The sequence below is a fragment of the Zhihengliuella sp. genome (assembly GCF_031178195.1).
Taxonomy (GTDB): domain Bacteria; phylum Actinomycetota; class Actinomycetes; order Actinomycetales; family Micrococcaceae; genus Zhihengliuella.
In genome coordinates, this window is the sequence record NZ_JAPSJL010000003.1 from 73,958 (window position 1) to 99,668 (window position 25,711).

Below are 25,711 nucleotides of genomic sequence, written 5' to 3' on the forward strand. Positions count from 1 at the left end.
GGGGGTGTTTGATGCAGGGGCGCACGATGCCTGCTGACCGAGAACCCACAGACCCTGAGGGAGATGCCGCGCCAATGGCAAAGATTATCTACACCCACACCGACGAAGCGCCGATGCTCGCGACGTATTCGTTCCTGCCGATCGTCGAGTCGTTCGCCTCGACCGCGGGCGTGGAGGTGGAGACCCGGGACATCTCGCTGGCCGGCCGCATCGTCGCGACGTTCTCCGACTACCTGGAGGAGGGCCAGCGCCAGGCCGACGCACTGGCCGAGCTGGGCGATCTCGCGAAGACGCCCGAGGCGAACATCATCAAGCTCCCGAACATCTCGGCCTCGGTGCCGCAGCTGAAGGCCGCCGTGGCCGAGCTGCAGGCGCAGGGCTTCGCCGTCCCGGATTACCCGGACTCGCCGGCCTCGGACGAGGAGACCGACATCCGCGCCCGCTACGACAAGATCAAGGGCTCCGCCGTGAATCCGGTCCTGCGCGAGGGCAACTCGGACCGCCGCGCCCCGGAGTCGGTGAAGAGCTACGTCCGCCAGAATCCCCACCGCATGGGCGAGTGGTCGGCCGACTCCAAGACCAACGTGGCCACGATGGGCCGGGACGACTTCGCGTCCAACGAGAAGTCCGTGGTCATCGAGGCCGAGGACACGCTCTCCATCCAGCACGTCGCCGCCGACGGCACGGTCAAGGTCCTGAAGAAGGCGCTGCCGGTCATCGCCGGCGAGGTCATCGACGGCACCGTCATGCGCGCCGCCGCACTGGACGAGTTCCTGCAGGAGCAGGTGCGCCGGGCCAAGGAGGAGAACGTGCTGTTCTCCGCACACCTGAAGGCCACCATGATGAAGGTGTCCGACCCGATCATCTTCGGCCACATCGTCAAGGCCTACTTCCCGCAGCTGTTCGAGAAGTACGGCGACGACCTCGCCGCGGCCGGCCTGTCCGAGAACAACGGCCTCGCCGCCATCCTCAACGGGCTCGACGACGTCGCCGAGGACGTGCGCGACGGCATCAAGGCCGAGATCGAGAAGGGCCTGGCCGAGGGGCCGCGCCTGGCGATGGTGAACTCGGACAAGGGCATCACCAACCTGCACGTCCCCTCCGACGTGATCGTCGACGCCTCCATGCCGGCCATGATCCGCACCTCCGGGCACATGTGGGGCCCCGAGGGCGAGGAGGACGACACCCTGGCCGTGCTGCCGGACTCGTCCTACGCCGGCGTCTACCAGGCCGTGATCGACGACTGCCGCGCCAACGGCGCCTTCGACCCGACCACCATGGGCACCGTCCCGAACGTCGGCCTCATGGCGCAGAAGGCCGAGGAGTACGGCTCGCACGACAAGACGTTCGAGATCGCCGAGGCCGGCACGGTCCGGATCCTCGACTCGAAGGACAATGTCCTGATCGAGCACGAGGTCGCCGCCGGCGATATCTGGCGCGCCTGCCAGACCAAGGACGCCCCCATCCAGGACTGGGTGAAGCTGGCCGTGAACCGCGCCCGCGACACCGGCTGGCCGGCCATCTTCTGGCTGAGCGAGGAGCGCGCGCACGACGCGAACCTGATCGCCAAGGTGGAGAAGTACCTGGGCGAGCTCGACACCGAGGGCCTGGACCTCCGCATCATGTCCCCGGTCGAGGCCACCAAGTTCACCATCGAGCGCCTGCGCCGCGGCGAGAACACGATCTCCGTCACGGGCAACGTGCTCCGCGACTACCTGACGGACCTCTTCCCGATCCTCGAGCTGGGCACCTCCGCCAAGATGCTCTCGATCGTCCCGCTGATGGCCGGCGGCGGCCTGTTCGAGACGGGCGCCGGCGGCTCCGCCCCGAAGCACGTCCAGCAGCTCGTCGAGGAGAACTACCTCCGCTGGGACTCGCTCGGCGAGTTCTTCGCGCTGGTGCCGTCGCTGGAGAAGTACGCCGAGCAGGCGGACGCCCCGGCGGCGAAGGTGCTGGCCGCCGCGTTGGACCGCGCGACCGCCACGTTCCTCATGGAGAACCGCTCGCCGGGCCGCGAGCTGGGCACCATCGACAACCGCGGCTCGCACTTCTACCTGGCCATGTACTGGGCGCAGGAACTCGCGAACCAGACCGAGGACGCCGCGCTGGCCGAGACGTTCACGCCGGTCGCCGAGGCCCTCGTGGGCCAGGAGGAGACCATCGTCGCCGAGCTCAACGGCGTCCAGGGCAACCCCGTGGACCTGGGCGGCTACTACCGCCCGGACGACGCCAAGGCGTCCGCCGCCATGCGTCCGTCCGCCACCTTCAACAAGGTGCTGGAGCACCTGGCCGCCAAGTAGCGGCCGGAGCGCTCCCCGGGAGAGCAGTACGACGACGGCGCCCCGCCGTCCGCGACCGAGTCGTGGACGGCGGGGCGCTGCTCGTCGTCGGCATCGGGGCCCGGACGCTCGCTGCGGGGACGCGTCAGCCCTCGAGCGTCGGCGAGGCGGCCAGCAGCTGCCGCGTGTACTCCTGCCGCGGGTCGGCGAAGACATCCTCGGCCGGCCCGGACTCCACGATGCGTCCGCCCTGCATGACCAGGAGGTGGTCGCTGACGTGGCGGACCACGGCCAGATCGTGGGAGATGAACAGATAGCTCAGGCCCAGACGCTCCTGCAGGTCATCGAGCAAATCCAGGATCTGCGCCTGGACTGAGACGTCCAGCGCGGAGACCGGCTCGTCGCAGACGATCACGCGTGGCCCCGGGGCCAGGGCCCGGGCGATGGCCACCCGCTGCCGTTGCCCGCCCGAGAGCGCGCGCGGATGCCGGGCCGCGACGCCCTCCGGCAGGCCGACGACGTCCAGCAGCTCCCGGATCCGCTCGCGATGCCGGCGCGCGTTCCGGCTGCGTCCACCTGTGGCGGCGTCGGCCAGCAGTGCGCCCACGTCGGCGCGCGGGTCGAAGGACGAGAGCGGGTCCTGGTAGACGGCGCCGAGCTGCGCCCGCCGGGGGCGGCGGTCCCGCTCGCGGAGGCCCGGGCCGACCCACCGTTCGCCGAACAGGCTGACCTCCCCGGCGTCCGGCTCGGCGAGGCCGAGCACCAGACGGGCCGTGGTGGTCTTGCCGGAGCCGGACTCGCCGACCAGCCCGACGGTCCGTCCGGCGGGCAGCTCGAACCCCACGCCGTCGACCGCGGCGAAGGGTGCCCCGTCACGGAGGAACGTCTTCGTCAGGCCCCGCGCCGAGAGCGCCGGTGCGGGCGGCATCCTCCCGCTGGACGGCACGGAAGGTGCCGGTGCAGACCGCATCGGAGAGGGTCCAGACGGCGACTGGGGCGCCGGCTCGGTCACCGTGAGCCGGGTGCCGCGCGGCTTCCCGGCCGGTACGGCGGCGAGCAGCAGGCGCGTGTACTCGTGCTGCGGGCTGCCCAGGACCTGCGCCGCGGGTCCCGACTCGACGACCTCCCCGTCGCGCATGACGAGGATCCGGTCCGCCACCGAGGACACCACCGCCAGGTCGTGGCTGATGAGCAGGAGCCCCGTGCCCCCGGGGCGGGTGGCGGACGGGCGTCGCAGCCGGGCGAGGAGGTCCATGACACGGGCGGCCACGGTCGCGTCGAGCGCCGTCGTCGGCTCGTCGGCGATGAGCAGGCCCGGGCCGGCCGCGATGGCCGTCGCGATGAGCGCGCGCTGACGCATGCCGCCCGAGAGCTGCTCGGCGCGCTGATCGGCCGTGGCGGGGGAGAGGCCGACGTCGGCCAGCAGTTCCCGGGCGCGCAGGGCTCGGTTCGCGGGGCCGAGGTCCGTGTGCAGGCGCAGCACGTCGTCCAGGTGCCGGCCGACGGTCCGCAGCGGATCGAGGGAGACGAGCGCGTCCTGCAGGACGAGCCCCACCTCCCCGCCGCGCACGCGGCGCCACTCGGCCGCCGTCGCACCGCGCAGGTCCCGCCCGCGGATCCGGAGCCGGTCCGTGTGGACGCGTGCACGCCCGCCGGGACCGGCCGCGCCACTGTCGGCGAGGCCGAGCAGCGCGCGGGCAGTGACGGACTTGCCGGAGCCCGACTCGCCGACGATCGCCACGCACTCGCCGGCGGCCACGCGCAGGTCCAACCCGCGCACCACCGGCTCCCCGGCGCCGAAGCGCACGGTCAGGCCCGCGACGTCGACCAGCGGCTCCGTCCCCGGGGCGTTCATCGGAGGCCCTCCGTCCGCCGCTGCAGCCAGCGACCAAGCACGGTCGCCGAGGCCGCCACCAGCACGATCGCGAGCCCCGGGAAAACGGTCATCCACCAGGCCAGCTGCAGGTAGGTCCGTCCGGCGGAGAGCATGGCGCCCCACTCCGGGGCGGGAGGCGGCGTGCCGAGGCCCAGGAAGCTCAGCGCCGACGCCCACACCACGGCCTGCCCCACGCCCAGCGTGGCGAGGACCAGCACCGGGCCCAGCGCGTTCGGCAGCAGGTGCCGGAGCAGGATCTGCCCGGGGGAGCGGCCGAGCACGCGGGCGGCCTCGACCATGGCCGAGTCCCGCAGCCGCATGACCTGGCCGCGGATGATGCGCGCGTAGCCGGGCGCGGTGGACAGGCCGACGGCCACCACGGTGGTGACCAGTCCGGGCCCGGCCAGCGCGATGAACACGAGCGCCAGGAGCAGGCCCGGCAGCGCGAAGAGCACCTCCAGCACCCGTCCGATCACGGTGTCCAGCCACCTCGTCCGCCGCGCCCGTCCCGCCGTGAGCCCGGCCGGGAGGCCGAGCAGCAGCGCCAGGGCCAGCCCGATCGCGGTGGCGGCCGCGCCGATCGTCAGTGACTCGCGGGCACCGAAGACCACGCGGGAGTAGAGGTCCCGCCCCGACTCGTCCGTGCCGAGCCAGTGCCCCGGGCCCGGCCCCTGGAAGGCGGCGGCGGGGTCGATCGCCAGCGGGTCCGCGGGCGCGAGCCACTGCGGGGCCGCCACGGCCGCGAGGAGGAACAGCACGACGACGCCGGCCAGCAGCGCGGGCAGCTCGCCCGCCGTGCGGGCCGCGAGACCGCCGAGGCTCCGGCGGGCAGCGAGGCGCTCGGTGGGCCGGCCGCGCTCGTCGGTGGTGGTGGCGGAGAGCTCGGGGATCATGCGGAGATCCTCGGGTCGGCGAGGCGCTCGGCGAGGTCGGCCAGGGCCATGACCACCACGTACGTCAGCGCGGAGACGAGGACCACGCCGGTCACCAGCGGCACGTCGCGGGCCGTGACCGCGTTCAGGAGCGTCCGGCCCAGGCCGGGGCGGGCGAACAGGGACTCGACCACCACGGCCCCGGAGATCAACGAGCCCAGGGCCCAGCCGGAGAGCCCGATGCCGGGCAGGGCCGCGTGGCGGAGCCCGTGGTGGAGCAGCACGCCGGCCTCGGACTCGCCGCGCGCCCGGGCCGCGAGCGCGAAGGGACTCGAGAGGGCCGTGGCGAGCGACTCGCGCATGATCTGGCCCAGGAACCCGGCCAGCGGCAGGGCGAGTGTGAGGACTGGCAGCACCAGTCCGGCGGCGGTGTCGTCGGCGACCGGCGGCAGCCAGCCCAGCGACGTCGCGAAGACGAGCACCAGCACGCTGCCGAGCCAGAAGTGCGGGACCGCGGCCGCGACGATCTCCAGGCCGGAGCCGATCCGATCGGCGACCCGCCGCCACCGCGGCCCGCGGGCCAGCGAGGTGAGGACGGCCAGACCCAGGGCCAGGATCCACGCCAGCACCCAGGACAGCAGGGCCAGCAGCAGCGTCCCGGGCAGCTGCTCGCCGACGACGTCCGCGACCGGGACCCGCAGCGAGTAGCTGGTGCCCAGGTTGCCGCGGAGCAGGTTCCCGAGCATGACCGCGTACTGCACCGGCAGCGGCCGGTCCAGCCCGTACTCGACTCGGGCCGCCTCCAGGGCCTCGGGCGGGGCCTGCGACCCGGGACCGCCCATGATCGCCTCGGCCGGGTCACCGGGGACCAGGCGGATGCCGAGGAAGATCAACGTCGCCACCGCCCAGAGGACCAGCAGGCCCCCGGCGGTCCTGGACAGCAGCCAGCGCGTCATCGGGTCATCGGATCCAGCTCGCGGGCGGGACTACTCGGCCAGCCAGGCGTCGTGGAACGTCGGGGTCGCCACCGCCGTCGTCGCACCCACGCCCTCGAGCGAGCCGGAGTAGAGAAAGTGGTTCTGCTGGTCGTACAGCGGCAGGACGTAGAACCCCTCGAGGATCTTCCGCTGCGCCTTCTCGTACAGATCCGCGCGCTCGGCCTCGTCCTGCGTGGACGCGGCCTGCTCCAGCCAGGCGTCGATCTCCTCGTCCTGGACCATCGCGTGGTTGGCGAAGTAGCCCGACGGTGCGGGCACGGTGGAGTCGGAGTGGAAGAGGATCCGCAGCACGTCCGGGCCCACCTTGGTGTAGGGGGCGGAGACCAGGTCGTACTCGTGGGCTCCGAGCGCCTCGTACCAGCTGCTCAGGTCCTGCAGCTCCAGCGTGACCTCGAAACCCGCCTCCTTGGCGGTGGCCTGCAGCTGCTGGAACAGCGACTGCTCGGCGGGCACCGATTGGTTCGTGGAGACCGGCAGGTGCACGCTCAGGCGCTCGCCGTCCTTGACGCGGTAGCCCTCGGCGTCGCGCTCGTCCCACCCGGCGGCGTCCAGCAGCCGCGAGGCCTCCTCGGGGTCGTACGCGAACAGCGACTCGTCGCTGTAGCCCATCGGCTCCACGGAGGAGAGGACGGAGTAGGAGCGCTCGGCGGTGCCGAAGAAAAGGGACTTCACGGCGGCGTCCACGTTCACCGAGCGGATGAAGGCCTCGCGGACGCGGACGTCATCGAACGGTGCCTTCGAGGCATTCAGCTCGATCCGGTTGGAGGCGCCGGGGCGCGGGGCGTCGAGGTGCTCGATCGCGTCGTCGTCCTCGGCGGCGACAATCGTGTCCGGCTGGGCGTTGTCGATCATGTCCACGGTCCCTGCCTGCAGGGCCGAGTAGCGGGCGGCGGACTCGGGGATGAACCGCCACTCGATGCCCTCGAGGTAGGCCGGCCCGGTGTGCTCGGGGTCGGCGGCGGCCTCCGGGTTCGGGACGGTGTAGTTCTCGTTCCGGCTCAGGGCCACCGACTGCTGCTTGGTCCAGGAGTCCACCACGAAGGGCCCGGTGCCGATGGGTGCCGCGCAGTTCCCCTCCATGCCGCGCTCCAGCCCGGCCGGGGACATCATCGCCACCCACGGCTGGGAGAGCGACTCGAGCAGCGCCGAGTCGGGGGCGGAGAGGTTCAGCTGCAGCGTGTGCTCGTCGAGCGCCTCCATAGTGTCCACCTTGGCCATGGCAAGGTAGCCCGTGGAGGAGAGGGTCTCCGGGTCCTTCACGTGCTCGATGTTCGCCTTCACGGCGGCGGCGTCGAACGGGGCGCCGTCCGTGAACTCGATGCCCTCGCGCAGTTCGAGCGTGACGGTGAGCCCGTCCTCGGAGACCTCGGCGCCGGTGGCGAGCCACGGGACGATCTCGCCGCCGTCGTCCTTGGTGAACAGCGTCTCCAGGAACTGGGAGGCCAGCAGCGCCTGCGGGTAGTTGCCGCCGACGTGCGGGTCCAGACAGGTGGGCTCGGCGTCGCCGGACGCGTAGACCAGCGTGCCCCCGCTGACGGGTTCGCCGCCGCCCTCGGCGGTGCCGCCGGAGGAGCAGGCGCTCAGCGCCAGGGTGGAGGCGAGGACGACGGCGGCCGGTGCGGCCAGCTGCCGGAGGCGCGGTCCGCGAGTGGTGCCGTGCCGGCGTTGCGTAGTCATAGGCGTTGCAGTCTTTCGGGTCCGAGTGAGGGGTCGCCCGTGCCGGACGACGGTCCAAGGGTAGTCCAGACCGCGGTCCGGCACGGACGCGGTCTCCCGCCGCACGTCGGCCCGCCGGTCGGCAGGCCCGCAGACCCCGCCGGGCGGTGCCGGCCGAGCCCAGCGGGGTTCGAGGGCCGGGATGTCACATTGGCGCGCCGCCACGCGCCGGATTCTGTCCAGTGGGCGCGCCCGGGGCAAGGTATGGGGCATGTCCCCATCGCAGCACTCTCGAGAAGACCTCGCGCGCGGCCAGGGAGCGCCGCGCACGCCGGCAGCGGACCGCACCGCCAGGATCGCCGTCACCCTGTTCCCGCTCCTGATCATCGCCGGCGGCGCGGTCGGACTGTTCCTGCCGACGCCATTCGTCGATCTCGCGTTCCTGATCAACCCGCTGCTCATGGTCATCATGTTCGGCATGGGCCTGACCCTGACGTTCCCGGACTTCGCGATGGTGGTGCGCCACCCGCTGCCGGTGCTCCTGGGCGTCGTGGCCCAGTTCGTCGTCATGCCCCTGATCGGCCTGCTCGTCTCCGTGGCGCTCGGCCTGTCCCCGGCGCTCGCGGCGGGCGTGATCCTGGTCGGCTGCGCACCGGGCGGCACGGCATCGAACGTCGTGACCTACCTGGCGCGCGGCAATGTGGCGCTCTCCGTGTCGATGACCAGCGTCTCCACGCTGCTCGCACCGATCTTCACGCCCCTGCTCACGCTCTGGCTGGCCGGGCAGTACCTGCCCGTGGACGCCGGCTCCATGGCGTGGTCGATCGTGCAGATCGTGCTCGTCCCGGTGCTGCTCGGCCTGGTCCTGCGGGCGGTGGTGCCGCGCGCCGTGGACGCCGTCCTGCCGGTCCTGCCGTGGGTCTCCGTGCTCGCGATCTCGTTCGTCGTCGTCGTGGTGGTCGCCCGCAGCGCGGAGGCGATCTTCGCCGCCGGCCTGCTGATCCTGCTCGCCGTGGTGCTGCACAACGGTGCCGGGCTGGCGCTCGGCTACGGCGTCGGGCGCCTGTTCCGCCAGCCGGTCGCCTCGCGCCGGACCATGGCGGTGGAGATCGGCATGCAGAACTCCGGGCTGGCATCCGGCCTCGCTGCGCAGTACTTCGCGCCCGAGTCCGCCCTGCCCGGCGCCGTCTTCTCGGTCTGGCACAACGTCTCCGGCGCTCTCATCGCCGCCTACTGGCGCCGCAGGAGCACGGACTAGCAGTCGCTGTCAGGGCGATCGGTTGAGGCGTGCCCGGACGGAGCCGACCAGCAGCGGCAGGATGCCGGCCATCGCCGACAGGGCGCCGAAGGCGATCAGCCAGCGGAAATCGACGACGTCGAGCAGCGCCGCCGCGAATCCAGCGGCGAGAGCCTGCGTCCCGTTGCCGAGCATGCTCGCCGCCGCGGCGCCGCGTCCCTGCAGGCGGTCCGGGAGCTCCTGCTGGCGGAGCGTCGCGGCCGCGACGATGACGATCGTGATCCCGAACGCGAACGGGACGATCCCGAGCAGGCACACGGCCAGGTGGCCCGAGATCTGCGCCCCGTAGCCGAGGCCGAAGGCCAGCGCCCCGAACCCCAGGGAGCGGGCGAAGCCGAGTCGGTTCAGGATCCGCGACGCGTTGAGTCCCGCGATGATCGAGAAGACGCCCTGCAGCGCGACGGCGACGCTGAGGGCCTCCGGCGGCAGGTCCAGCCCGCGGTCCAGGACGGCGAACGACGTCGAATTGGTCATCCCGCCGCCCACGCACGCCAGCCCCATCACCAGCGTGGCCACGCGCACGCCCCGATGGCGCCAGAGCGCGACGAATCCCGCCGTCGTCTCCGCCAGGAGGTTCGGGGTGCGGTCCTCCCGGACCAGGGCCTGCGCCGGCACGCGGAGCAGCAGCCCCGCACCGACCAGGAAGAACGCGGCGGTGCCGACGATCACCGGGGCCATGCCCCAGATCCCGAACACCGCGGCGCCCGCCAGCGGGGCGACCAGTCGCAGCGACTGGTCGACGCTGGAGAAGAGGCCGTTCGCGGGCGCGAGCAGGTGCGGGGGCACCGTCGCCTTCAACAGGCCCGACTGGGCACTGCCGTTGACGAACCCGCACGCGGCGTAGAGAGCCATCACCGCGTAGACGATCCAGAGCTGTCCCGTGGGCTCCACCAGCAGCAGGGCGAGGACGACGGCGGCCGTGAGCATGTTGTTCGCGATCATCAGGCCCCGCCGCGGCACGCGATCCGCCAGCAGTCCGATCCACGGGGCCGCCAGTGTCGGGATGCCCATGACGAGGAAGACGCTCGCCGCCAGCGTGTCGGAGCCGGTCAGGACCTTCATCCAGATGCCCGCGGTGATGTAGAGGGCCGAGTCGCCCAGGTTGCTCACCGTCCAGGCGGCCAGGAGGCGCCGGTAGGCCGGGACGGCGAGCAGCTCCCGGTTGCCGCCGTGCCGAACGGGGCGAGGCTCCGGCTCCGGTGCGGGGGAGGGCGACGACCCGGGCCCGGGGGCGGTGGGGAGCGCAGGCGCTGCAGCGGTCGCCACCGCCGGGTCGGTCATCGCGTCGCCCCGGAGGCGTCGGCGCTGTCCTCAGCGCCGGCCAGGTCCTCGGCGGGTGCCGCCTCGGCGGGTGCCGCCTCGGCGAGTGGGGTCGCGGCGCGGTCGGCGCCGTGGCGCAGACCGGCGGGGTCGAGCGAGAGCGCACCGAACAGGTGCGCCAGCCGAGCGCCCTCCGGCCGGAGCCCCGGGTCCCGGAACCGTCCGGCGAAGCGCTCGGCGAGGTCGGTCAGGGTGTCCCGCAGCTCGGCGAGCTCCTCGTCGGTGGCGTAGAAGGACGACGTCGTCAGGACGTTCAGGTCGACGTCGTCCGGGTGCATCTCCGGCAGCAGGTCCACGAGGCCGTGGAGCCGGGCGGCCTCCCGGTCCACCGTCAGCGCCGCGATGGCGCCGACGGCGGCGGCGGAGCCCGGCACCTCGGGGTCCACCCGCTGCGAGTGCGAGTCGAATACCTTGCGCCAGGGCTTCTCGCGACCCCGGCGCTCGCCGGGCTCGATGTAGCCGTGCTGCGCCAGCGAGCGCAGGTGGAAGGAGCAACTGGCCACCGATTCGCCGACCGCGGCCGCGCACTCCGTGGCCGTGGCCTGCTCGACCGTGCCGAGGTAGTCCAGCAGGGACAGGCGCGTGGGATGGGCGAGCGCCCGGATCTGGCGCGGGTCGGAGGTGGCCTTCTCGCCGCGCCGAGCGGCAGGCCTCTGGGCTTCCATAGCCCCAACGTAACCATCTAAAGATGTCTTTAGCAAGACTCCTTTAGGATGAGGCCGGGGTGGTTCGTGAGCCGGTGCGGCGCCGGTCCCATGCGGAGCCCGCGCGCCGCAGGTCAGGACGAGCTGCAGGCGTCCCGGTGCTTCTCGGCGAGGACCAGGTACGTCTGGGCGTTCGTGCGCAGTCCGGCCACCTCATCGTCGGTCAGCTCGCGGCGGACCTTCGCCGGGACGCCGGCGACCAGTGAGCGCGGCGGCACCTGGGTCCCCTCCAGCACGAGCGCGCCGGCCGCCACCAGCGACCCGGCGCCGATGACGGACCCGTTCATGACGGTCGCGCTCATGCCGATCAGGCAGTCGTCGCCGATGGTGCACCCGTGCAGGACGGCCGAGTGCCCCACCGAGACGCCCTCGCCCACCGTGCACGGCACCCCGCGGTCCGCGTGCACGACGACGTTGTCCTGCAGGTTGCTCCGCGCACCGATGCGGATGGCGTCCGAGTCGCCGCGGACCGAGACGCCGTAGAACACGCTGGCGCCGTCGCCGATCTTCACGTCCCCGCTGAGCACCGCCGTCGGCGCGACGAAGGCGGTCGGCGCGACGGCCGGGGTCCTGCTGTCGATGGTGATGATGTGAGCCATGCCTCCAGCCTAGTGCGCAGGCCGATGAGGCATCCGCCGCACTCCTAGACTGGACGGATGCAGTGCCATTACTACGACGCCGGACGCTGCCGCTCCTGCATCCTCATGGGACAGCCGCACGCCGAGCAGGTCGCCGGCAAGGAGGCGCACTGCCGGCAGCTCCTGGCGCGGTACCCGGCCGTCGACTGGCTGCCGCCGTACGCGGGTGCGGAGGCCGGCTTCCGCAACAAGGCCAAGATGGTGGTCTCCGGCACCACGCGCCGGCCCGTCGTCGGAATCCTCGACGCCGACGGCCACGGCGTCGACCTGCGCCGTTGCGGCCTGATCGGCCCGGGCCTCCAGGAGGCCCTCCGCGTGCTCTCCAACCTGATCCGCGCCGCCCGCCTGACGCCCTACGACGTCGTCCGGCGCACCGGGGAGCTGAAGTACCTCCTGGTCACGGAGGCGCCCTCGGGCGAGCTCATGGTCCGCTTCGTCCTGCGCAGCGAGGCCCTCGTCCCGGTGCTGCGCGAGCACCTGCCCGGGTTGCTCGAGCGGCTCCCGGGGCTCCGCGTCGTCAGCGCCAACCTCCAGCCGGAGCACAAGGCCGTGCTCGAGGGCGAGACGGAGGTCCCCCTCACCGGGCAGACCTCCCTGACCATGGAGGTCAACGGAATCGGCCTGCACTTGCGCCCGCGCAGCTTCTTCCAGACCAACACCGACGTCGGGGCGGCGCTCTACCGGCAGGGCAGGGCCTGGGTGGACGAGGTCGACCCCGACAGCGTCTGGGACCTCTACTGCGGGGTCGGCGGCTTCGCCCTGCACCTCGCTGGCGGCCGGAACCGCGGGCGACGGGTCACGGGGATCGAGTTGAGTCCCGAGGCCGTCGCGAGCGCCGAGCTCACCCGGGACGAGCTGGGGCTGAGCGGCGTCGACTTCGCCGCGGCCGACGCCACGGAGTTCGCCCTCGGCGCGGACCCGTCCGACGTCCCGGAGCTCGTCGTGGTGAATCCGCCGCGGCGGGGGATCGGCCCCGACCTGGCCGGCTGGCTCGAGGACTCGGCCGTGCAGCACGTCCTCTACTCGAGCTGCAACGCGGTGACCCTGGCGAAGGACCTCGAGCGGATGCCCTCGCTGAAGCCAGTCAAGGCGCGCGTGATGGACATGTTCCCGCAATCAAACCACTATGAGGTCATCACGCTGCTGGCCCGCGCCTAACCGAGGGGGCGGCCTCGGTACCTCACCCGTCGCGAGATGCCGCTCCGGCACCTCACCCATCGCGAGATGCCGCTCCGGCACCGATCATCGGCCCCGACCGGTGCTCATCCGGCATCTCGCGGGGCAAGCGGTGCTCATCCGGCACCTCGGAGAGCAAGTGGTGCTCTTCTGGCCCGTCGCGTGGGCTCTCCCGTCCGAAGGGGTGACGTGAGACGCTGGCTGGACCGGAGCGGGACGGAGGAGTCGACAGTGGGGGAGAGCGGCATGGAGCGGAGGACGGAGCGTCGTCGGGGCGCGGTGCTCACCGCGAGCGTGGGCCTGGTCGCCGTCGCCGGGTATGCGATCGCGGGAGTCCTGCAGACCCTCGTGTGGAATCCGTTGGCGGCAGTGCCCGGAGTGGCCCTCGACGAGATCTACGCCGAGGTCGAGCGCGCGAACGAGTCGATGTCCGTGCCGCTCGTCCTCCTCTGGGCGGTGCTCGGGTGCGCAGCGGCGGCGGCCAACCTGACCGCCGCCCGCCGGCCGGATGCCGGCGCGCGCCGGGTCGCCTTAGTCGGCTTGCTGGTGGTGGCGCTGGCCGGCCCGTCGCACTGGTTCGCCTCGTTCCCGGCGGGTATGGCGATCGCCGACACCTTCCTCACGTCGGGTGGCGACCACGCGGTGTGGGGCGCGGTGCTCTACGGCGTCAGCGCGGCGGCGCTGGTTGCCTTCGCCGCGGTCCGGCTGCGCGGCCGGCCCGGCGCCGCTGCAGCCGGAGTTGCCGACGCCCGAACGCGGCAGGTGCCGGACCTAGTTGAAGACGACGGTCCGCGAGCCGTCGAGCAGGACCCGGTGCTCCGCGTGCCACTGCACGGCCTGGGCCAGGGTGCGTCCCTCTACGTCACGCCCGATCGCGACGAACTGCTCGGGCGTCCGGGCGTGGTTCACGCGGATGACCTCCTGCTCGATGATCGGCCCCTCGTCGAGGTCCGCCGTGACGTAGTGGGCGGTCGCGCCGATGAGCTTCACGCCGCGCGCGTGCGCCTGGTGGTACGGCTTGGCGCCCTTGAACGACGGCAGGAACGAGTGGTGGATGTTGATCGCCCGCCCGGAGAGCTCGCGGCAGAGATCGTCGGAGAGGATCTGCATGTAGCGGGCCAGCACCACCAGGTCGATCCGGTGCTCCGCCACGAGCGCCAGCAGCCTCTCCTCGGCCTCGGCCTTGCTGTCGGCGGTGACGGGAAGGTGCACGAACGGCACTCCGTAGAACTCGGCCAGCGGGCGCAGGTCCTGGTGGTTGGACACGATCAGCGGCACCTCGATCGGCAGCATCCCCGCCCGCTGCTGGAAGAGCAGGTCGTTGAGCGCGTGGCCCGCCTTGGAGCACATGATCAGCGTCCGCGCCGGCCGGGCGGAGTCGAAGACATCCAGCTCCATCTCGAATGCGTCGGCGACGGGCGCCAGGGCGGCCTCGACAGCGGCCTGGCCCGTCGTCGTCGTCACCTGGACGCGCATGAAGAACCGCCCCGTCTCCGGGGAGCCGTACTGCTGGGACTCGGCGATGTTGCACCCGGTCTCCATCAGCGCGCCCGAAACGGCGTGGACGATGCCCGGCTGGTCCGCGCAGGAGAGCGAGACGATGTACTGGTGGGGATTCGGATTCGAGCTCACCGCACTAGGTTAGCCCGCGTGCGGCCCGCCCCGTCGTCGTCCTCGTCCCACCGCCGGGGGCGGGGCGAAGGGCACCGCCGTGGGCCGCGCACCGCTCATGAGGGAGTGTGACGGACCCGCCCCGGAAGGCGAGACGCCGGCGGGTGCCGTTGGGTAGAGTTGGCTCGTCGCGACTGGCGTGAGGTGGAGCACCACCGGGGAGCGGCATTCTTTTTGACCATGGACCGCGCGCCTGGGCCCAGGGTTGGTAGGGGGATCGGAGCTGATCCCTGTCTGACCTGCACAGCCGCACCTACTGCCCGCATCCGAAACACCTAGGAGCACAGATTGAGCACTGACTCGACCGTGACCAACCGCCCGCTGGCCGAACTGGACCCGGAGATCGCCGAGGTCCTGGAGAAGGAGCTGGGCCGCCAGCGCGACACCCTCGAGATGATCGCCTCGGAGAACTTCGCTCCGCGCGCCGTCCTCGAGGCCCAGGGCTCGGTCCTGACGAACAAGTACGCCGAGGGCTACCCGGGCCGCCGCTACTACGGCGGCTGCGAGCACGTCGACGTGGCCGAGAATCTCGCCCGCGACCGTGCCAAGGAGCTGTTCGGCGCCAAGTACGCGAACGTGCAGCCGCACTCGGGCGCCTCCGCGAACGCCGCCGTCCTCGCCTCGCTGATCAACCCCGGCGACAAGATCCTCGGCCTCTCGCTGGCCCACGGCGGCCACCTGACCCACGGCATGAAGTTGAACTTCTCCGGCAAGCTCTACGAGGTCGCCGCCTACGAGGTCGACCCGGAGACGTTCACGGTGGACATGGACAAGCTGCGCGAGCAGGCCATCGCCGAGAAGCCGGACGTCATCATCGCCGGCTGGTCCGCGTACCCCCGCCAGCTGGACTTCGCGAAGTTCCGCGCTATCGCCGACGAGGTCGGCGCCAAGCTCTGGGTCGACATGGCGCACTTCGCGGGCCTCGTCGCCGCGGGCCTGCACCCGAACCCGGTGGAGCACGCCGACGTCGTCTCCTCCACGGTCCACAAGACGCTGGCCGGGCCGCGCTCCGGTCTGATCCTGACCAACGACCTCGAGCTCTACAAGAAGATCAACACCAACGTCTTCCCGGGCCAGCAGGGTGGGCCGCTGATGCACGCCGTCGCCGCCAAGGCCGTGGCCTTCAAGATCGCCGCCTCGGAGGAGTTCGCCGAGCGCCAGGCGCGCACCCTCGAGGGCGCCCGGATCCTCGCCGATCGCCTGACCCAGGACGACGTCGCGAAGGCCGGCGTCTCCGTCCTCACCGGCGGCACCGATGTGCACTTGGTGCTCGTCGACCTGCGCAACTCCGAGCTGGACGGCCAGCAGGCCGAGGATCTGCTCCACGAGATCGGGATCACCGTGAACCGCAACGCCGTGCCGTTCGACCCGCGCCCGCCGATGGTCACCTCCGGTCTGCGCATCGGCACACCGGCGCTCGCCACCCGCGGCTTCGGCGCCGAGCAGTTCTCCGAGGTCGCCGACATCATCGCCACCGCGCTCCTCAAGGGGCAGGAGGCGGACAAGGAGGCCCTGAAGGCGCGCGTCGACGCCCTGGCGCAGGCCTTCCCGCTCTACCCGGGGCACGAGGAATGGTAAGCGGGGCGGGAGCGATGACGGCACAGGTCCTCGACGGCAAGGCCACCGCTGCGGCCATCAAGGCCGAGCTGACCGACCGCGTCGCCGCGCTCAAGGCCCGCGGCGTCACCCCGGGCATCGCCACGGTGCTCGTGGGTGCGGACCCCGGCTCGCAGCTGTACGTCGGGATGAAGCACAAGCAGTCCCAGGCGATCGGCATGAACTCGATCCAGCACGAGCTGCCGGAGGACTCCACCCAGGAGGACGTCGAGGCGCTGATCGACCAGCTCAACGCCGACCCGGAGTGCCACGGCTACATCGTGCAGCTGCCGCTGCCGAAGCACCTGGACACGGACCGGATCCTCGAGCGGATCGACCCGGCCAAGGACGCGGACGGGCTGCACCCGATCAACCTCGGACGCCTGGTCTTGAACGTGAACGGCCCGATCGAGACGCCGCTGCCGTGCACGCCGCGCGGCGTGATCGAGCTCCTGCTGCGGCACGACGTCGACCTGCAGGGCAAGCACGTCGTCGTCGTCGGCCGGGGGGTCACCATCGGCCGCTCGATGGGCCTCCTGCTGACCCGTCGCCAGATCAACGCGACCGTGACTCTCACGCATACCGGCACCGTCGACCGGGGACACCACCTCCGCCAGGCGGACGTGATCGTCGCGGCGGCGGGTGTGAAGCACCTGATCCGCGCCGAGGACGTGAAGCCCGGGGCCGCGGTGCTCGACGTCGGCGTGACCCGGGAGGAGGATCCGGAGACGGGCAAGCAGAAGGTCTACGGCGATGTCCACCCGGACGTGGCCGAGGTCGCCGGGTTCCTCTCGCCCAACCCGGGCGGCGTCGGCCCCATGACGGTCGCGCTGCTCATGACCAACGTGGTCGAGGCCGCCGAGCGACAGGCCGGATTGGCTACCCAGGAGGGCTGACGGCAGGAGCCGGACTCCGCAGGACGACGACGTCCCCGCACCCAGCGCTGATGGGTGCGGGGACGTCGTCGTTCCCGCCGTGTCCCGGTGACCTGCCCGCCGCCGCCGTCCGTGTCAGCGGACGGCAGCAGCGGACGCGCCCCGCCGGCGGTGTCAGCGGGCGGCTGCGGCCTCGGCGGGGGCCTCGGCCTTCGCCAGCGGCCTCGTCACGCTGCGCATGATCAGGACGAAGGCGACCAGCGCCAGTGCGACGACGGCGAGGCCGACCGCGGTGCTGCCGGTGATCGCGAGGGCCACATAGCCGAGCGTCGCGCAGGCCACGGAGCTGAGGACGTAGGGCAGCTGCGTGACCACGTGGGTGATGACGTTGCAGCTGGACCCGGTGGCGGAGAGGATCGTGGTGTCGGAGATCGGCGACGCGTGGTCGCCCGCGACGGACCCGGCGAGCACGGCGCCGAGGACGGGCAGCAGCAACGCCGGCTCGTCCATGCCGTTGACGATGCCGCCCGCGATGGGCAGGAGCAGCCCGAACGAGCCCCAGGACGTGCCGGTCGCGAAGGCCATCGCGGCGGCGGTGAGGAAGACGACCGGCGCGAGCCAGCTCGCGGAGATGTCCGAGGCCTCGACCAGCCGCCCCAGGTAGTCGCCGGTACCGAGCTGTCCGAAGAGATCGCCCAGCATCCAGGCCGGCAGGAGGATCGCGATCGCGGGCAGCATCGACTTGGCGCCCTCGACCCAGCCGCTGACGAAGGTCGAGGCCGTGAACTCGCGGTGGCCTCGCGTGTTCTTCAGGTAGTAGTACACGGCGGAGGCGAGGCCGAGGAGCCCGCCGACCACGAGGGCGGCGCTGGAGTCGGTGGCCGCGAGGATGTCCACGGGGTTCCAGCTGCCACTCGCGGTGTGGCCCGTCCAGACGATCCCGGCGAAGACGCCGGCCACGAGGAGGACGAACGGGACGACGAGCGCCCGCCGGGACCCCGGATCGTGCACGGGGAGGTCGTCCGAGAGCTGGCCGGGTACGGCGTCCGCCGGGTCGAAGGGATGCCCGTCCACGAGGGCGCGGCGCTCCTCCTTCCGCATCGGCCCGAGGTCGAGCCGGAAGACGATGACCAGCCAGACCAGCAGGACGGCCGCGATGGCGTAGAAGTTCGCCACCGCGGCGCCGAGGAACGCCTGGACGCCGCTCATCGACAGGGCGGAGGCCGCGACGATCGGCGCGAAGAGACCCATGATGTAGGCGCCCCAGCTGGAGAACGGCGACAGCACCGAGACCGGGGCGGAGGTGGAGTCGACGATGTACGCCAGCTTGGCGCGCGAGACCCGGTGCTGATCGGTCACGGGGCGTGAGATCTGGCCCACGGCCAGGGCATTGAAGTAGTCGTCGATGAAGATGACGATGCCGAGCACGGCCGGCAGGATCATCGATCCGGGGCGGCGGCGGATCCGGCGCAGGGCCCAGGCGGCGAACGCGGTCGTGCCGCCGGACATCAGGATGAAGGCGGCGAGGACGCCGAGCAGGATCAGGAACGCCAGGATGTAGATCGACCACGTGTTCAGGGCGCCGTCGGCCCAGAAGATTCCCGCGAACGACTGCCAGACGGCCAGCAGGGCGGCGAGCGGGTCGAGGTCGTGGACCAGCAGCGCGGCCGCCACCACGCCGGCGCCGAGGCTGATCAGCACCTTCCTGGTGAGGATGACCAGGGCTAGCGCCAGCACCGGGGGTACCAGTGTGAGGAGCGGGTACGACGTCGTGAGGTCGGTCATGGTGCCTTTCCGCAGTCTCGTCCCCGGCCCGGCCGTCCGGCCGTGGAGGTTTCCGTGGGCGGGGAGGCGGAGCGGGCAGCGAGGAGTGTCGGCCGAGGGATCACCCTTGAACCCTCGGCGGGAGGTGAGTCGTGCGTCACCTCGGCAGATGACGTTAGCAGAGGCGGGCGCCCCGGACGGTCATCGGCCGCGATGAGATCTGGGTCACCAGACAGACGAGTCGTCGAACCACCGTCGAGGGGGGTTCGGTCTTCGAAAAGAGCCGCGGCCCCGCCGACCGTCCAGGTCGGCGGGGCCGCGGCTCCGTCTCTGCCGTGTCGAGCGTCCCGGGTCCGGTCGAGCCGGCGTCGGATCAGAGGGAGGCCGGGCGGGACCTGCGCAGGTACTCGGAGACCTCGCGGCTCAAGGCCAGGACCAACCAGTACGCATTCACCGGCACAGCCACAAGATCGAGGATGAGCGCGAGGTTCCCCAACCCGTCCGTCACGGGAGCGGCCGGAACGTGGAGCAGTCCCCGGACCGTCAGGACGATCGATGCGACGGCGCAGACGACGCCCACGATGCGGGCCCAGTTCCGCCGCCGGACGAGACCGACGACGACCGCGACGTACACGGCGACCGTCAGCAACAGGCTGGTGACGGCCCCAGCGATCGCCATGGCCTGGACGCTGGGGTCTGGCGCCAGCGCGCCGAGTGAGTCGATCTCGGTGATGACCAGCGCCGCGTACACGGCCCCGGGGAGCCCGATGAGGTGGGAGACGGTGTAGAGGACCCCCGAGAGGATCGTCAGCCGCTGGAGGAGAACGAACTTGAAGGGCTGGGACATCGCTCCGTCTCGGGGCTCTTCCGAGGGGGCCGGCCGCGCCGACTGCTCAACCTGCCAGCGCGGCGGGGGTCCGGACTTGTTGCGAGCATCGGTCACGGCGTGATTCCTTTCGGCGGGAGTCGTCGCGTCGATCCTCCCGCCGGTCCCGGTCTGACTCAACCGGTCCCGGAGTCCTGTGGATAGAGTCCGGCCTCCCGTCCCCGCCGGCCGGCCGGACCAGCGGGATCAGAAGGAGGCCGGGCGGGGCTTGCGCAGGTACTCGGCGACCTGCGGGTTGAACGCGAGGACCAGCCAGTAGATGTTCACGACCAGCGCGATGACCCCGAGGACGATGGAGAGCACGCCGACTCCGCCCATCGCCATCACGGCACCCGAGTTGAAGAGGCTCCACACGCCGCCCAGGACCGAGAGAATCGCGAAGACGATGCCGAGGATGCGCGCCCAGTTCTGGCGCTTGTAGAGCCCGATGATCACCAGGGCGTAGAGCGCCAGTCCGACGACGGCGGTGGCGACGGTCGTGCCGATGGCCATGTTCTGCGCCATCTGGAGCATCGACTCGTCCACGGGAGCGCCGGTCGCCTCCATCTGCTCGCGCAGCAGGGTAGTGTCCGTGGCGGCCGGCAGGCCGGCGATGAACGAGATGACGAACAGGACCGCCGAGGCGATCGTGACCTTCTTCAGCAGCCCGAACTTCTTCGGCTCGGCCATGGTGCCGCCGTACTGGTTCGGGTCATAGGCCTCGGTGCCGAACTTGGAGCCCGGCTGCTGGGCCGACGGGTCGGAGGCATCCTGACCGTAGGGGTTCTGGCCGGACTGATTCGGCTGACCGGGCTGGCCGGGCTGGCCGGGCTGGCCCGGCTGGTCGGCGGGGTTGGGGGTGGTGGGATCGTGTGACATGTCTCTACTTCCTCACGGTGGTGGCGGGTAGGTGGTCTTACTCGTAGCGTAGGGCCTCGATCGGATCCTTCTTGGCGGCGCGCAGGGCGGGGAGCGTTCCGGCGAGGAAGGCGATCGCCAGGATCAGCAGGGCGATCAGCAGCAGCCCCAGCGGGTCCACGGCGTACAGGCTCAGCCCCGCGACGTCCTTCAACGGCCCGGTGACCAGGAGCTGGTTGCCCACCACGCCGGTGGCCACCCCGAGCCCGATGCCGATGACCGAGCCCATGAGGCCGATCATCACGGCCTCGGAGGAGAACAGCCCGAAGACCCGGCCGCCGCTCATCCCGAGCGCCTTCATCAGTCCGATCTCCCGGGTCCGCTCCTGGACGGACATGAGCAGCGTGTTGACGATGCCGAAGCTCGCGGCCAGCAGCGCGATGAGCGCGAAGCCGTTCAGGACCCAGGTCACGGCGTTGATGACGCCCTGGATGGCCCCCAGCTGGTCCTCCAGGGTGAGGCCCAGCATCTGGTGCTCCGTCAGCTCCTGCTTGATCCGCTCGCCGTCCGCCGCTAGGTCCTCGACGTCGGCCACGGCCTGGATGTAGCTCTCCGGGCGGTCCACCGCCAGGCCCGAGTTCTGGTACTCGTACAGGTCGTCGTTCAGCGACTGCGACGGCATCGGAGCGCCGCCGGCCCCGCTGACGGCCTGCAGCGAGACGCCGCTGACAGTCGCGGCGAACTCCTCCATCTCGCCCACCGCGTTGGCGATGCCGACGCGCACGTCCAGGCCGACGGCGTCGTCCGCCGAGCCGGCGCCGAGCGCCTCCACCCAGGACTCGGGCACGGTGATCTCGGCGGTGTCCGGAGCGGGGAGCTCGCCCGCGGCGAGTTCGACGGCGGCCGCCTCCGAGGGCATGCCCAGCGAGTCGACCGCGTACTGGTCGCCGTCCGGCGCCTCCAGGTAGCTGGCGTTCACGAAGACCACGGGCTCGACGTCCGTGATCCCGTCGATGGAGGCGATGGTCTCGATGTCCTCGTCCGAGAGCGTGCTGGCGCCCATCATGGAGGCGCCGCCGCCGGACGTCTCCGGGTCGTACTCCACGGGCCCGTCGCCGGTGGGGGCACCGGCGACGGGCGAGGCGGACATGACGTAGAGCTGGTTGGAGTCCCCGAAGCCGGAGACCATCTTGGTCACGTACTGGTTGACGCCGGCGCCGAGTCCCGAGGTCAGGGTCAGCGTGAACGCGCCGATCACGATCGCGACGACGGTCAGGAACGTGCGCAGCTTGGAGCGCAGCGTATTGGAGAGGGCGGTGCCCGCCACATCGATGCTCCTCATGCGCGCTCGGCCTCCCCGCGCGCGCCGGACCGGCGGCGGTCGGCCTCGGCCTCCAGGCGGCGGCGCTCGCGCCGCGAGAGCGGCGGGGCCTCCGGAGCGGGCGGCTCGGCGGGGAACGGCACGGCAGCGTGCCGGCCCGTGGCCGGGGAGGATGGCGTGTGGCGGGCCGGGTGCGGGGCCACGGCGGCGGCCGGTGCGGCGGCGGCGTGCAGTGTGGCGGCGTCGTCGTTCACGATGCGCCCGTCCTGCATGCTCAGTCGGCGCTGGCAGCGGGCGGCGAGGTCGTCGTCGTGGGTGACGATGACCAGGGTGATCCCGCGTTCGCGGTGGAGGCCGAAGAGGATGTCCTCGACCACTCGGCTGGTGGCGGAGTCCAGGTTGCCGGTCGGCTCGTCGGCGAAGATGACGCTGGGGTCGTTGATGAGGGCGCGGGCGATGCAGACGCGCTGCTTCTGGCCGCCCGAGAGGTCGTTGGCCTTGTTCTCCGCCTTGGAGTCCATCTCCAGCTGGCGCAGGACGTCGAGGCCGCGCCGGCGGCGCTCCGATCGCGGCACGCCGGCGATCTTCAGCGGCAGCGTGACGTTCTCCAGGACGGACTGCTGCGCGTTCAGGAAGAACTGCTGGAAGACGAAGCCGAAGGCCTCGTTGCGCAGGTCGGAGACGGCCGCCGGCTTCAGCTGGCTGACGGGGCGGCCGTCGAGCGCCACGACGCCGGCGGTCGGGGCGTCGAGCAGGGCCAGGAGGTGCATGAGCGTCGACTTGCCGGAGCCGGACTTGCCGACGATCGCGACGGACTCGCCGCGGTGGATCTCGAGGGTGAGCCCCTTGAGGGCGTCGAAGCGAGAGGGGCCCCGGCCGTAGATCTTGACGAGGTTCTCCGTCTCCAGGACGGGCGTTGACATCGATCGAGCCCTTTCAGCGTGGGTGCCAGTGGGGGTCGACGCGGGGCCCGGCCGTCAGGACGCCGTCCCCGCAACGGCCCTCTGAGCCGAGTCTTTCAAACGGATCGCCATACGGCGTCCACCCTGAGGAGGATTTCCTGGAGCCCGGGCGACGGCGGGCCGCCGGGCCGCGCCGTCGACCCTCGCCGCCGGGCGCGGCGCGTGGCACGATGCAGACCATGGGTACCGAGACTTCGCTCCTGGAACTGGCCGCCCGGCACGGACTGGAGCTGCGGCCGGAGGGCCTCCGCGTCGACGAGGCGGGACTGGACTACCGCGTGGCCTTCGCGACCGACGCCGCCGGGACGCGGTGGGTCCTGCGCGTCCCGCGCCGCGCGGACGTCTCCGCCAAGGTCGCCGATGAGAAGCGCATCCTCGACTTCCTCGCCCCGGTCGACGGCGAGCGGCGGCTGAGCGTGGAGATCCCGCGCTGGGAGGTCGCGACCCCGGAGCTCGTCGCGTACCGGCTGCTGCGGGGTGCTCCCGGTCTGACCCTCGAGGCCGAGAGCGGCGAGCCCGTCCTCCACTTCGACCCCTCCAGCCCGGCCTATCTGGAGTCGTTCGGCCGGCTCGTCGCCGAGCTCCATGCCATCAGCCCCGAGGACGCGGCCGCCGCCGGACTCGTGGTGGAGACCCCCGGGCAGATCCGCGACGAGTGGCGCCGGCACCTGGCGGAGGTGCGTGCCGAGTTCCGGGTCGCCCCGACGTTCGTCGACGCCTGGACCGCCTGGCTGGACGACGACGCCTTCTGGCCGGAGCGTCCCGCGTTCGGCCACGGCGAGCTCTACCCGGCGCACCTGCTCCTGGACGACGACGGCCGGATCCTCTCCGTCCTCGACTGGACCACGGCGAAGGTCGGGGACCCGGCCCTCGACTTCGCGCTGCACGCCATGATGGCCACCGAGGACCAGTTCGACGCCGTCGTGGGCGCCTACCGCGCCGCCGGCGGTGCCGACCACCCGCACCTCGCGGACCGCTGCGCGGCACTCGCCGCGGCGGGTCCTCTCAACTACGCCGTCTTCGCGCTCGTCTCCGGCGCCGAGGAGCACCGTGCCACGGCCCAGGCCCTGCTGGACCCTCCAGCCGCGTAGCCGGAGCGGACCGCGGACGGCCCGTCCGGGCTGATTGGCTTGTCTCAACCAGTCCGACGGCGTACGCTCAGGATGTGCTTCAGAACACGCCCGGGAGCGAGCCCGGACCCAGCCTGCCGACCGCGCGGGGCGCCCGGCCGACGGTCATCCGTGCCCGCGGGCTGACGAAGCGCTACGGCGACTTCACCGCCGTCGACGGGATCTCCTTCGAGGTCCCCGCGGGGGAGTCGTTCGGGCTGCTCGGGCCCAACGGCGCCGGGAAGTCCACCACCATGCGGATGATCGGCGGCGTCTCCCAGCGCACCTCCGGCGAACTCGAGATCATGGGCCTGGACCCCGAGGCGCAGGGGCCGCTGGTCCGCGCGCACCTCGGCGTCGTCCCGCAGCAGGACAACCTCGACGAGGAGCTCCGCGTCCGCGACAACCTGATCGTCTACGGCCGCTACTTCGGCCTCGACCGCAGGTATCTCCGCGCCAAGGCGGACCAGCTCCTCGACTTCGCGCAGCTGACCGACAAGGCGAACGCCCGCGTCGACGACCTCTCCGGGGGCATGAAGCGCCGCCTGACCATCGCCCGCTCGCTCATCAACGAGCCGCAGATGCTGCTGCTGGACGAGCCGACCACCGGCCTGGACCCGCAGGCCCGCCACGTCCTGTGGGACCGCCTCTTCCGGCTCAAGGAGCAGGGCGTCACCCTGATCCTCACCACGCACTACATGGACGAGGCCGAGCAGCTCTGCGACCGGCTGATCGTGGTGGACCACGGCCGGATCATGGCCGAGGGGTCGCCTGCCGAGCTGATCCGCAGGTACTCCACGCGGGAGGTGCTCGAGGTGCGCTTCGGCACGGACCGCAATGCCGCCGTCGTGCCGCAGCTCGCCGGGATCGGCGAGCGGCACGAGGTCCTGCCGGACCGGATCCTCGTCTATGCGCACGACGGCGAGGCGGCGCTGGAGGCGATCGTCGGCCGGGGGCTGCACCCGCTGACCTCGCTGGTGCGCCGGTCCTCGCTCGAGGACGTGTTCCTCAACCTCACCGGCCGGAGCCTCGTCGAATGACGGGCGACGCCGCCCTGCGCGCGCATCCGCCGGAGGTCTCCGCGGCCAGGGCGCAGCGGTTCGGCACGTGGCTCTACGCCGAGCACGAGCTGCGGGCGATGCGCAGCTACCTCTCGGTCATCGTCGCCTACTCGATCGGGCACCCGCTGCTCTACCTCGTCGCCATGGGCATCGGTCTGGCGTCCCTCGTGGACGCCAACGGCGGTGGGGACTTCGGCGGCGTCGACTATCTGGTCTTCATCGTCCCGGCGCTGCTGGCGTCGGGCGCCTTCCTGGCGGCCTCGGGCGAGTTCGCCTGGCCCGTCATGGACGGTTTCAAGTGGCACCGGCTCTACTACGGGCCGCTGGTGACCCCGCTTCAGCCGTGGCAGATCGCCGCCGGCCACACGCTGGCGGTGAGCATCCGCCTCCTCTCGCAGTCGCTGGTGTACTACCTGATCGTGGCGGCTTTCGGGGCCGTGCCCAGCGGGTTCGGCATCCTCAGCGTGCTGACGGCGACGCTCGCCGGTCTGGCCCTGGGCACCCCGCTCATGGCCTACGCGGCGACCATCAAGGAGGAGAAGGCCCAGTTCGTCATGATCCAGCGATTCCTGGTCATGCCCCTCATGCTCTTCTCCGGGACGTTCTTCCCGCTGACGAATCTGCCGTTGTTCCTGCAGTGGGTGGGCTGGCTGTCGCCGCTCTGGCACGCGACCGAGATCGGCCGTGTCGCCTCCTACGGCTATGCCGAGCCCCTCTGGCTGTCCTTCGTGCATGTCCTCTACCTCGTCGCGCTGGCCGCCGGAGGACTCGCGCTGTCCTTCCGGACCTACCGTCGACGGCTGGTGACCTGAC

Annotated in this window: 21 protein-coding genes and 1 riboswitch; of the genes, 8 read left to right on the top strand and 13 right to left on the bottom strand. The window is 71.8% G+C overall.

All coding sequences use genetic code 11. The features are described from left to right. The first annotated feature begins 74 nt into the window (after nt 1-74). Nucleotides 75-2,300, top strand: a complete 2,226-nt coding sequence (locus tag RIN46_RS05415) for an NADP-dependent isocitrate dehydrogenase (protein ID WP_309080483.1) — start codon at nt 75-77, stop codon at nt 2,298-2,300. 124 nt (nt 2,301-2,424) lie between these two features. Here RIN46_RS05415 and RIN46_RS05420 read toward each other — a convergent pair whose 3' ends face one another. Genes RIN46_RS05420 through RIN46_RS05435 form a run of 4 tightly spaced genes read right to left on the bottom strand, consistent with a single transcriptional unit; the run spans nt 2,425 to nt 7,702 of the window. Continuing rightward, entirely contained in the window at nt 2,425-4,134 is a 1,710-nt protein-coding gene (locus tag RIN46_RS05420; protein ID WP_309080482.1) for an ABC transporter ATP-binding protein, read from the bottom strand. After that, nucleotides 4,131-5,048 carry an ABC transporter permease gene (locus RIN46_RS05425; RefSeq protein ID WP_309080481.1) on the bottom strand — a complete coding sequence of 306 codons (918 nt, stop codon included), beginning with the start codon at nt 5,046-5,048 and terminating at the stop codon, nt 4,131-4,133. Before RIN46_RS05425 ends, RIN46_RS05420 begins: the two co-directional genes overlap by 4 nt. Continuing rightward, nucleotides 5,045-5,983 (bottom strand): ABC transporter permease, encoded by a 939-nt coding sequence (locus RIN46_RS05430; RefSeq protein ID WP_309080480.1) that lies wholly within the window; start codon nt 5,981-5,983, stop codon nt 5,045-5,047. Before RIN46_RS05430 ends, RIN46_RS05425 begins: the two co-directional genes overlap by 4 nt. Before the next feature lie 30 nt (nt 5,984-6,013). Further along, nucleotides 6,014-7,702, bottom strand: coding sequence for an ABC transporter substrate-binding protein (locus tag RIN46_RS05435; protein ID WP_309080479.1), 1,689 nt, complete (start codon nt 7,700-7,702; stop codon nt 6,014-6,016). A 250-nt stretch (nt 7,703-7,952) separates the two neighbouring features. Here RIN46_RS05435 and RIN46_RS05440 point away from each other — a divergent pair, with 250 nt between their 5' ends. Then, the gene (locus tag RIN46_RS05440) at nt 7,953-8,939 is read left to right on the top strand and encodes a bile acid:sodium symporter family protein (protein ID WP_309080478.1); all 987 of its coding nucleotides are present in this window, start codon (nt 7,953-7,955) and stop codon (nt 8,937-8,939) included. Between the two features lie 9 nt (nt 8,940-8,948). Here the strand turns inward: RIN46_RS05440 and RIN46_RS05445 are convergent, their stop codons facing one another. The 3 genes from RIN46_RS05445 to RIN46_RS05455 all read right to left on the bottom strand — a co-directional run bounded on the left by RIN46_RS05445 (nt 8,949) and on the right by RIN46_RS05455 (nt 11,601). Continuing rightward, a complete protein-coding gene (locus RIN46_RS05445; protein ID WP_309080477.1) occupies nt 8,949-10,259 on the bottom strand; it encodes an MFS transporter in 1,311 nt (436 codons plus the stop codon). Next, nucleotides 10,256-10,963 carry a helix-turn-helix domain-containing protein gene (locus RIN46_RS05450; protein ID WP_309080476.1) on the bottom strand — a complete coding sequence of 236 codons (708 nt, stop codon included), beginning with the start codon at nt 10,961-10,963 and terminating at the stop codon, nt 10,256-10,258. The genes RIN46_RS05445 and RIN46_RS05450 overlap by 4 nt, the downstream gene beginning before the upstream one ends. A 113-nt stretch (nt 10,964-11,076) precedes the next feature. Beyond that, complete coding sequence (locus tag RIN46_RS05455) at nt 11,077-11,601, bottom strand: gamma carbonic anhydrase family protein (RefSeq protein WP_309080475.1); 525 nt, start codon at nt 11,599-11,601, stop codon at nt 11,077-11,079. A gap of 57 nt (nt 11,602-11,658) precedes the next feature. On the opposite strand from RIN46_RS05455, the gene rlmC reads away from it, so the two are divergent. Continuing rightward, nucleotides 11,659-12,798: a 23S rRNA (uracil(747)-C(5))-methyltransferase RlmC gene (rlmC, locus tag RIN46_RS05460; protein WP_309080474.1), complete on the top strand. Its 1,140-nt coding sequence runs from the start codon at nt 11,659-11,661 to the stop codon at nt 12,796-12,798. A 789-nt stretch (nt 12,799-13,587) separates the two neighbouring features. On the opposite strand, the gene purU is transcribed toward rlmC, so the two are convergent. Continuing rightward, the gene (gene purU / locus RIN46_RS05465; RefSeq protein ID WP_309080473.1) at nt 13,588-14,448 is read right to left on the bottom strand and encodes a formyltetrahydrofolate deformylase; all 861 of its coding nucleotides are present in this window, start codon (nt 14,446-14,448) and stop codon (nt 13,588-13,590) included. A gap of 159 nt (nt 14,449-14,607) precedes the next feature. Beyond that, nucleotides 14,608-14,693: riboswitch (ZMP/ZTP riboswitch) on the top strand. Between the two features lie 82 nt (nt 14,694-14,775). Between purU and glyA the strand changes: the two genes are divergently transcribed. Together glyA and RIN46_RS05475 are read left to right on the top strand one after the other, a co-directional pair. Further along, nucleotides 14,776-16,065, top strand: coding sequence for a serine hydroxymethyltransferase (gene glyA / locus RIN46_RS05470; RefSeq protein WP_309080472.1), 1,290 nt, complete (start codon nt 14,776-14,778; stop codon nt 16,063-16,065). Between the two features lie 14 nt (nt 16,066-16,079). After that, the gene (locus RIN46_RS05475) at nt 16,080-16,979 is read left to right on the top strand and encodes a bifunctional methylenetetrahydrofolate dehydrogenase/methenyltetrahydrofolate cyclohydrolase (RefSeq protein ID WP_309080471.1); all 900 of its coding nucleotides are present in this window, start codon (nt 16,080-16,082) and stop codon (nt 16,977-16,979) included. A 153-nt stretch (nt 16,980-17,132) separates the two neighbouring features. Here RIN46_RS05475 and RIN46_RS05480 read toward each other — a convergent pair whose 3' ends face one another. From RIN46_RS05480 to RIN46_RS05500, 5 genes are all read right to left on the bottom strand, one after another. Then, nucleotides 17,133-18,743, bottom strand: coding sequence for a Na+/H+ antiporter NhaC family protein (locus RIN46_RS05480; RefSeq protein ID WP_309080470.1), 1,611 nt, complete (start codon nt 18,741-18,743; stop codon nt 17,133-17,135). A 352-nt stretch (nt 18,744-19,095) separates the two neighbouring features. Then, nucleotides 19,096-19,569, bottom strand: coding sequence for a hypothetical protein (locus RIN46_RS05485; protein ID WP_309080469.1), 474 nt, complete (start codon nt 19,567-19,569; stop codon nt 19,096-19,098). Between the two features lie 225 nt (nt 19,570-19,794). After that, nucleotides 19,795-20,466, bottom strand: a complete 672-nt coding sequence (locus RIN46_RS05490; protein WP_309080468.1) for a hypothetical protein — start codon at nt 20,464-20,466, stop codon at nt 19,795-19,797. Nucleotides 20,467-20,503: 37 nt separating this feature from the next. Next, entirely contained in the window at nt 20,504-21,787 is a 1,284-nt protein-coding gene (locus RIN46_RS05495; protein WP_309080467.1) for an ABC transporter permease, read from the bottom strand. Further along, nucleotides 21,784-22,689, bottom strand: a complete 906-nt coding sequence (locus RIN46_RS05500; RefSeq protein ID WP_309080466.1) for an ABC transporter ATP-binding protein — start codon at nt 22,687-22,689, stop codon at nt 21,784-21,786. Before RIN46_RS05500 ends, RIN46_RS05495 begins: the two co-directional genes overlap by 4 nt. Before the next feature lie 218 nt (nt 22,690-22,907). On the opposite strand from RIN46_RS05500, the gene RIN46_RS05505 reads away from it, so the two are divergent. The 3 genes from RIN46_RS05505 to RIN46_RS05515 all read left to right on the top strand — a co-directional run bounded on the left by RIN46_RS05505 (nt 22,908) and on the right by RIN46_RS05515 (nt 25,710). Continuing rightward, nucleotides 22,908-23,819, top strand: a complete 912-nt coding sequence (locus RIN46_RS05505; protein ID WP_309080465.1) for a macrolide 2'-phosphotransferase — start codon at nt 22,908-22,910, stop codon at nt 23,817-23,819. Between the two features lie 113 nt (nt 23,820-23,932). Next, on the top strand, nt 23,933-24,877 hold the full coding sequence (locus tag RIN46_RS05510; protein ID WP_309080537.1) for an ABC transporter ATP-binding protein: 945 nt from the start codon (nt 23,933-23,935) through the stop codon (nt 24,875-24,877). After that, nucleotides 24,874-25,710 (top strand): ABC transporter permease, encoded by an 837-nt coding sequence (locus RIN46_RS05515; RefSeq protein WP_309080464.1) that lies wholly within the window; start codon nt 24,874-24,876, stop codon nt 25,708-25,710. The genes RIN46_RS05510 and RIN46_RS05515 overlap by 4 nt, the downstream gene beginning before the upstream one ends. The last annotated feature ends 1 nt before the right edge of the window (nt 25,711 follow it).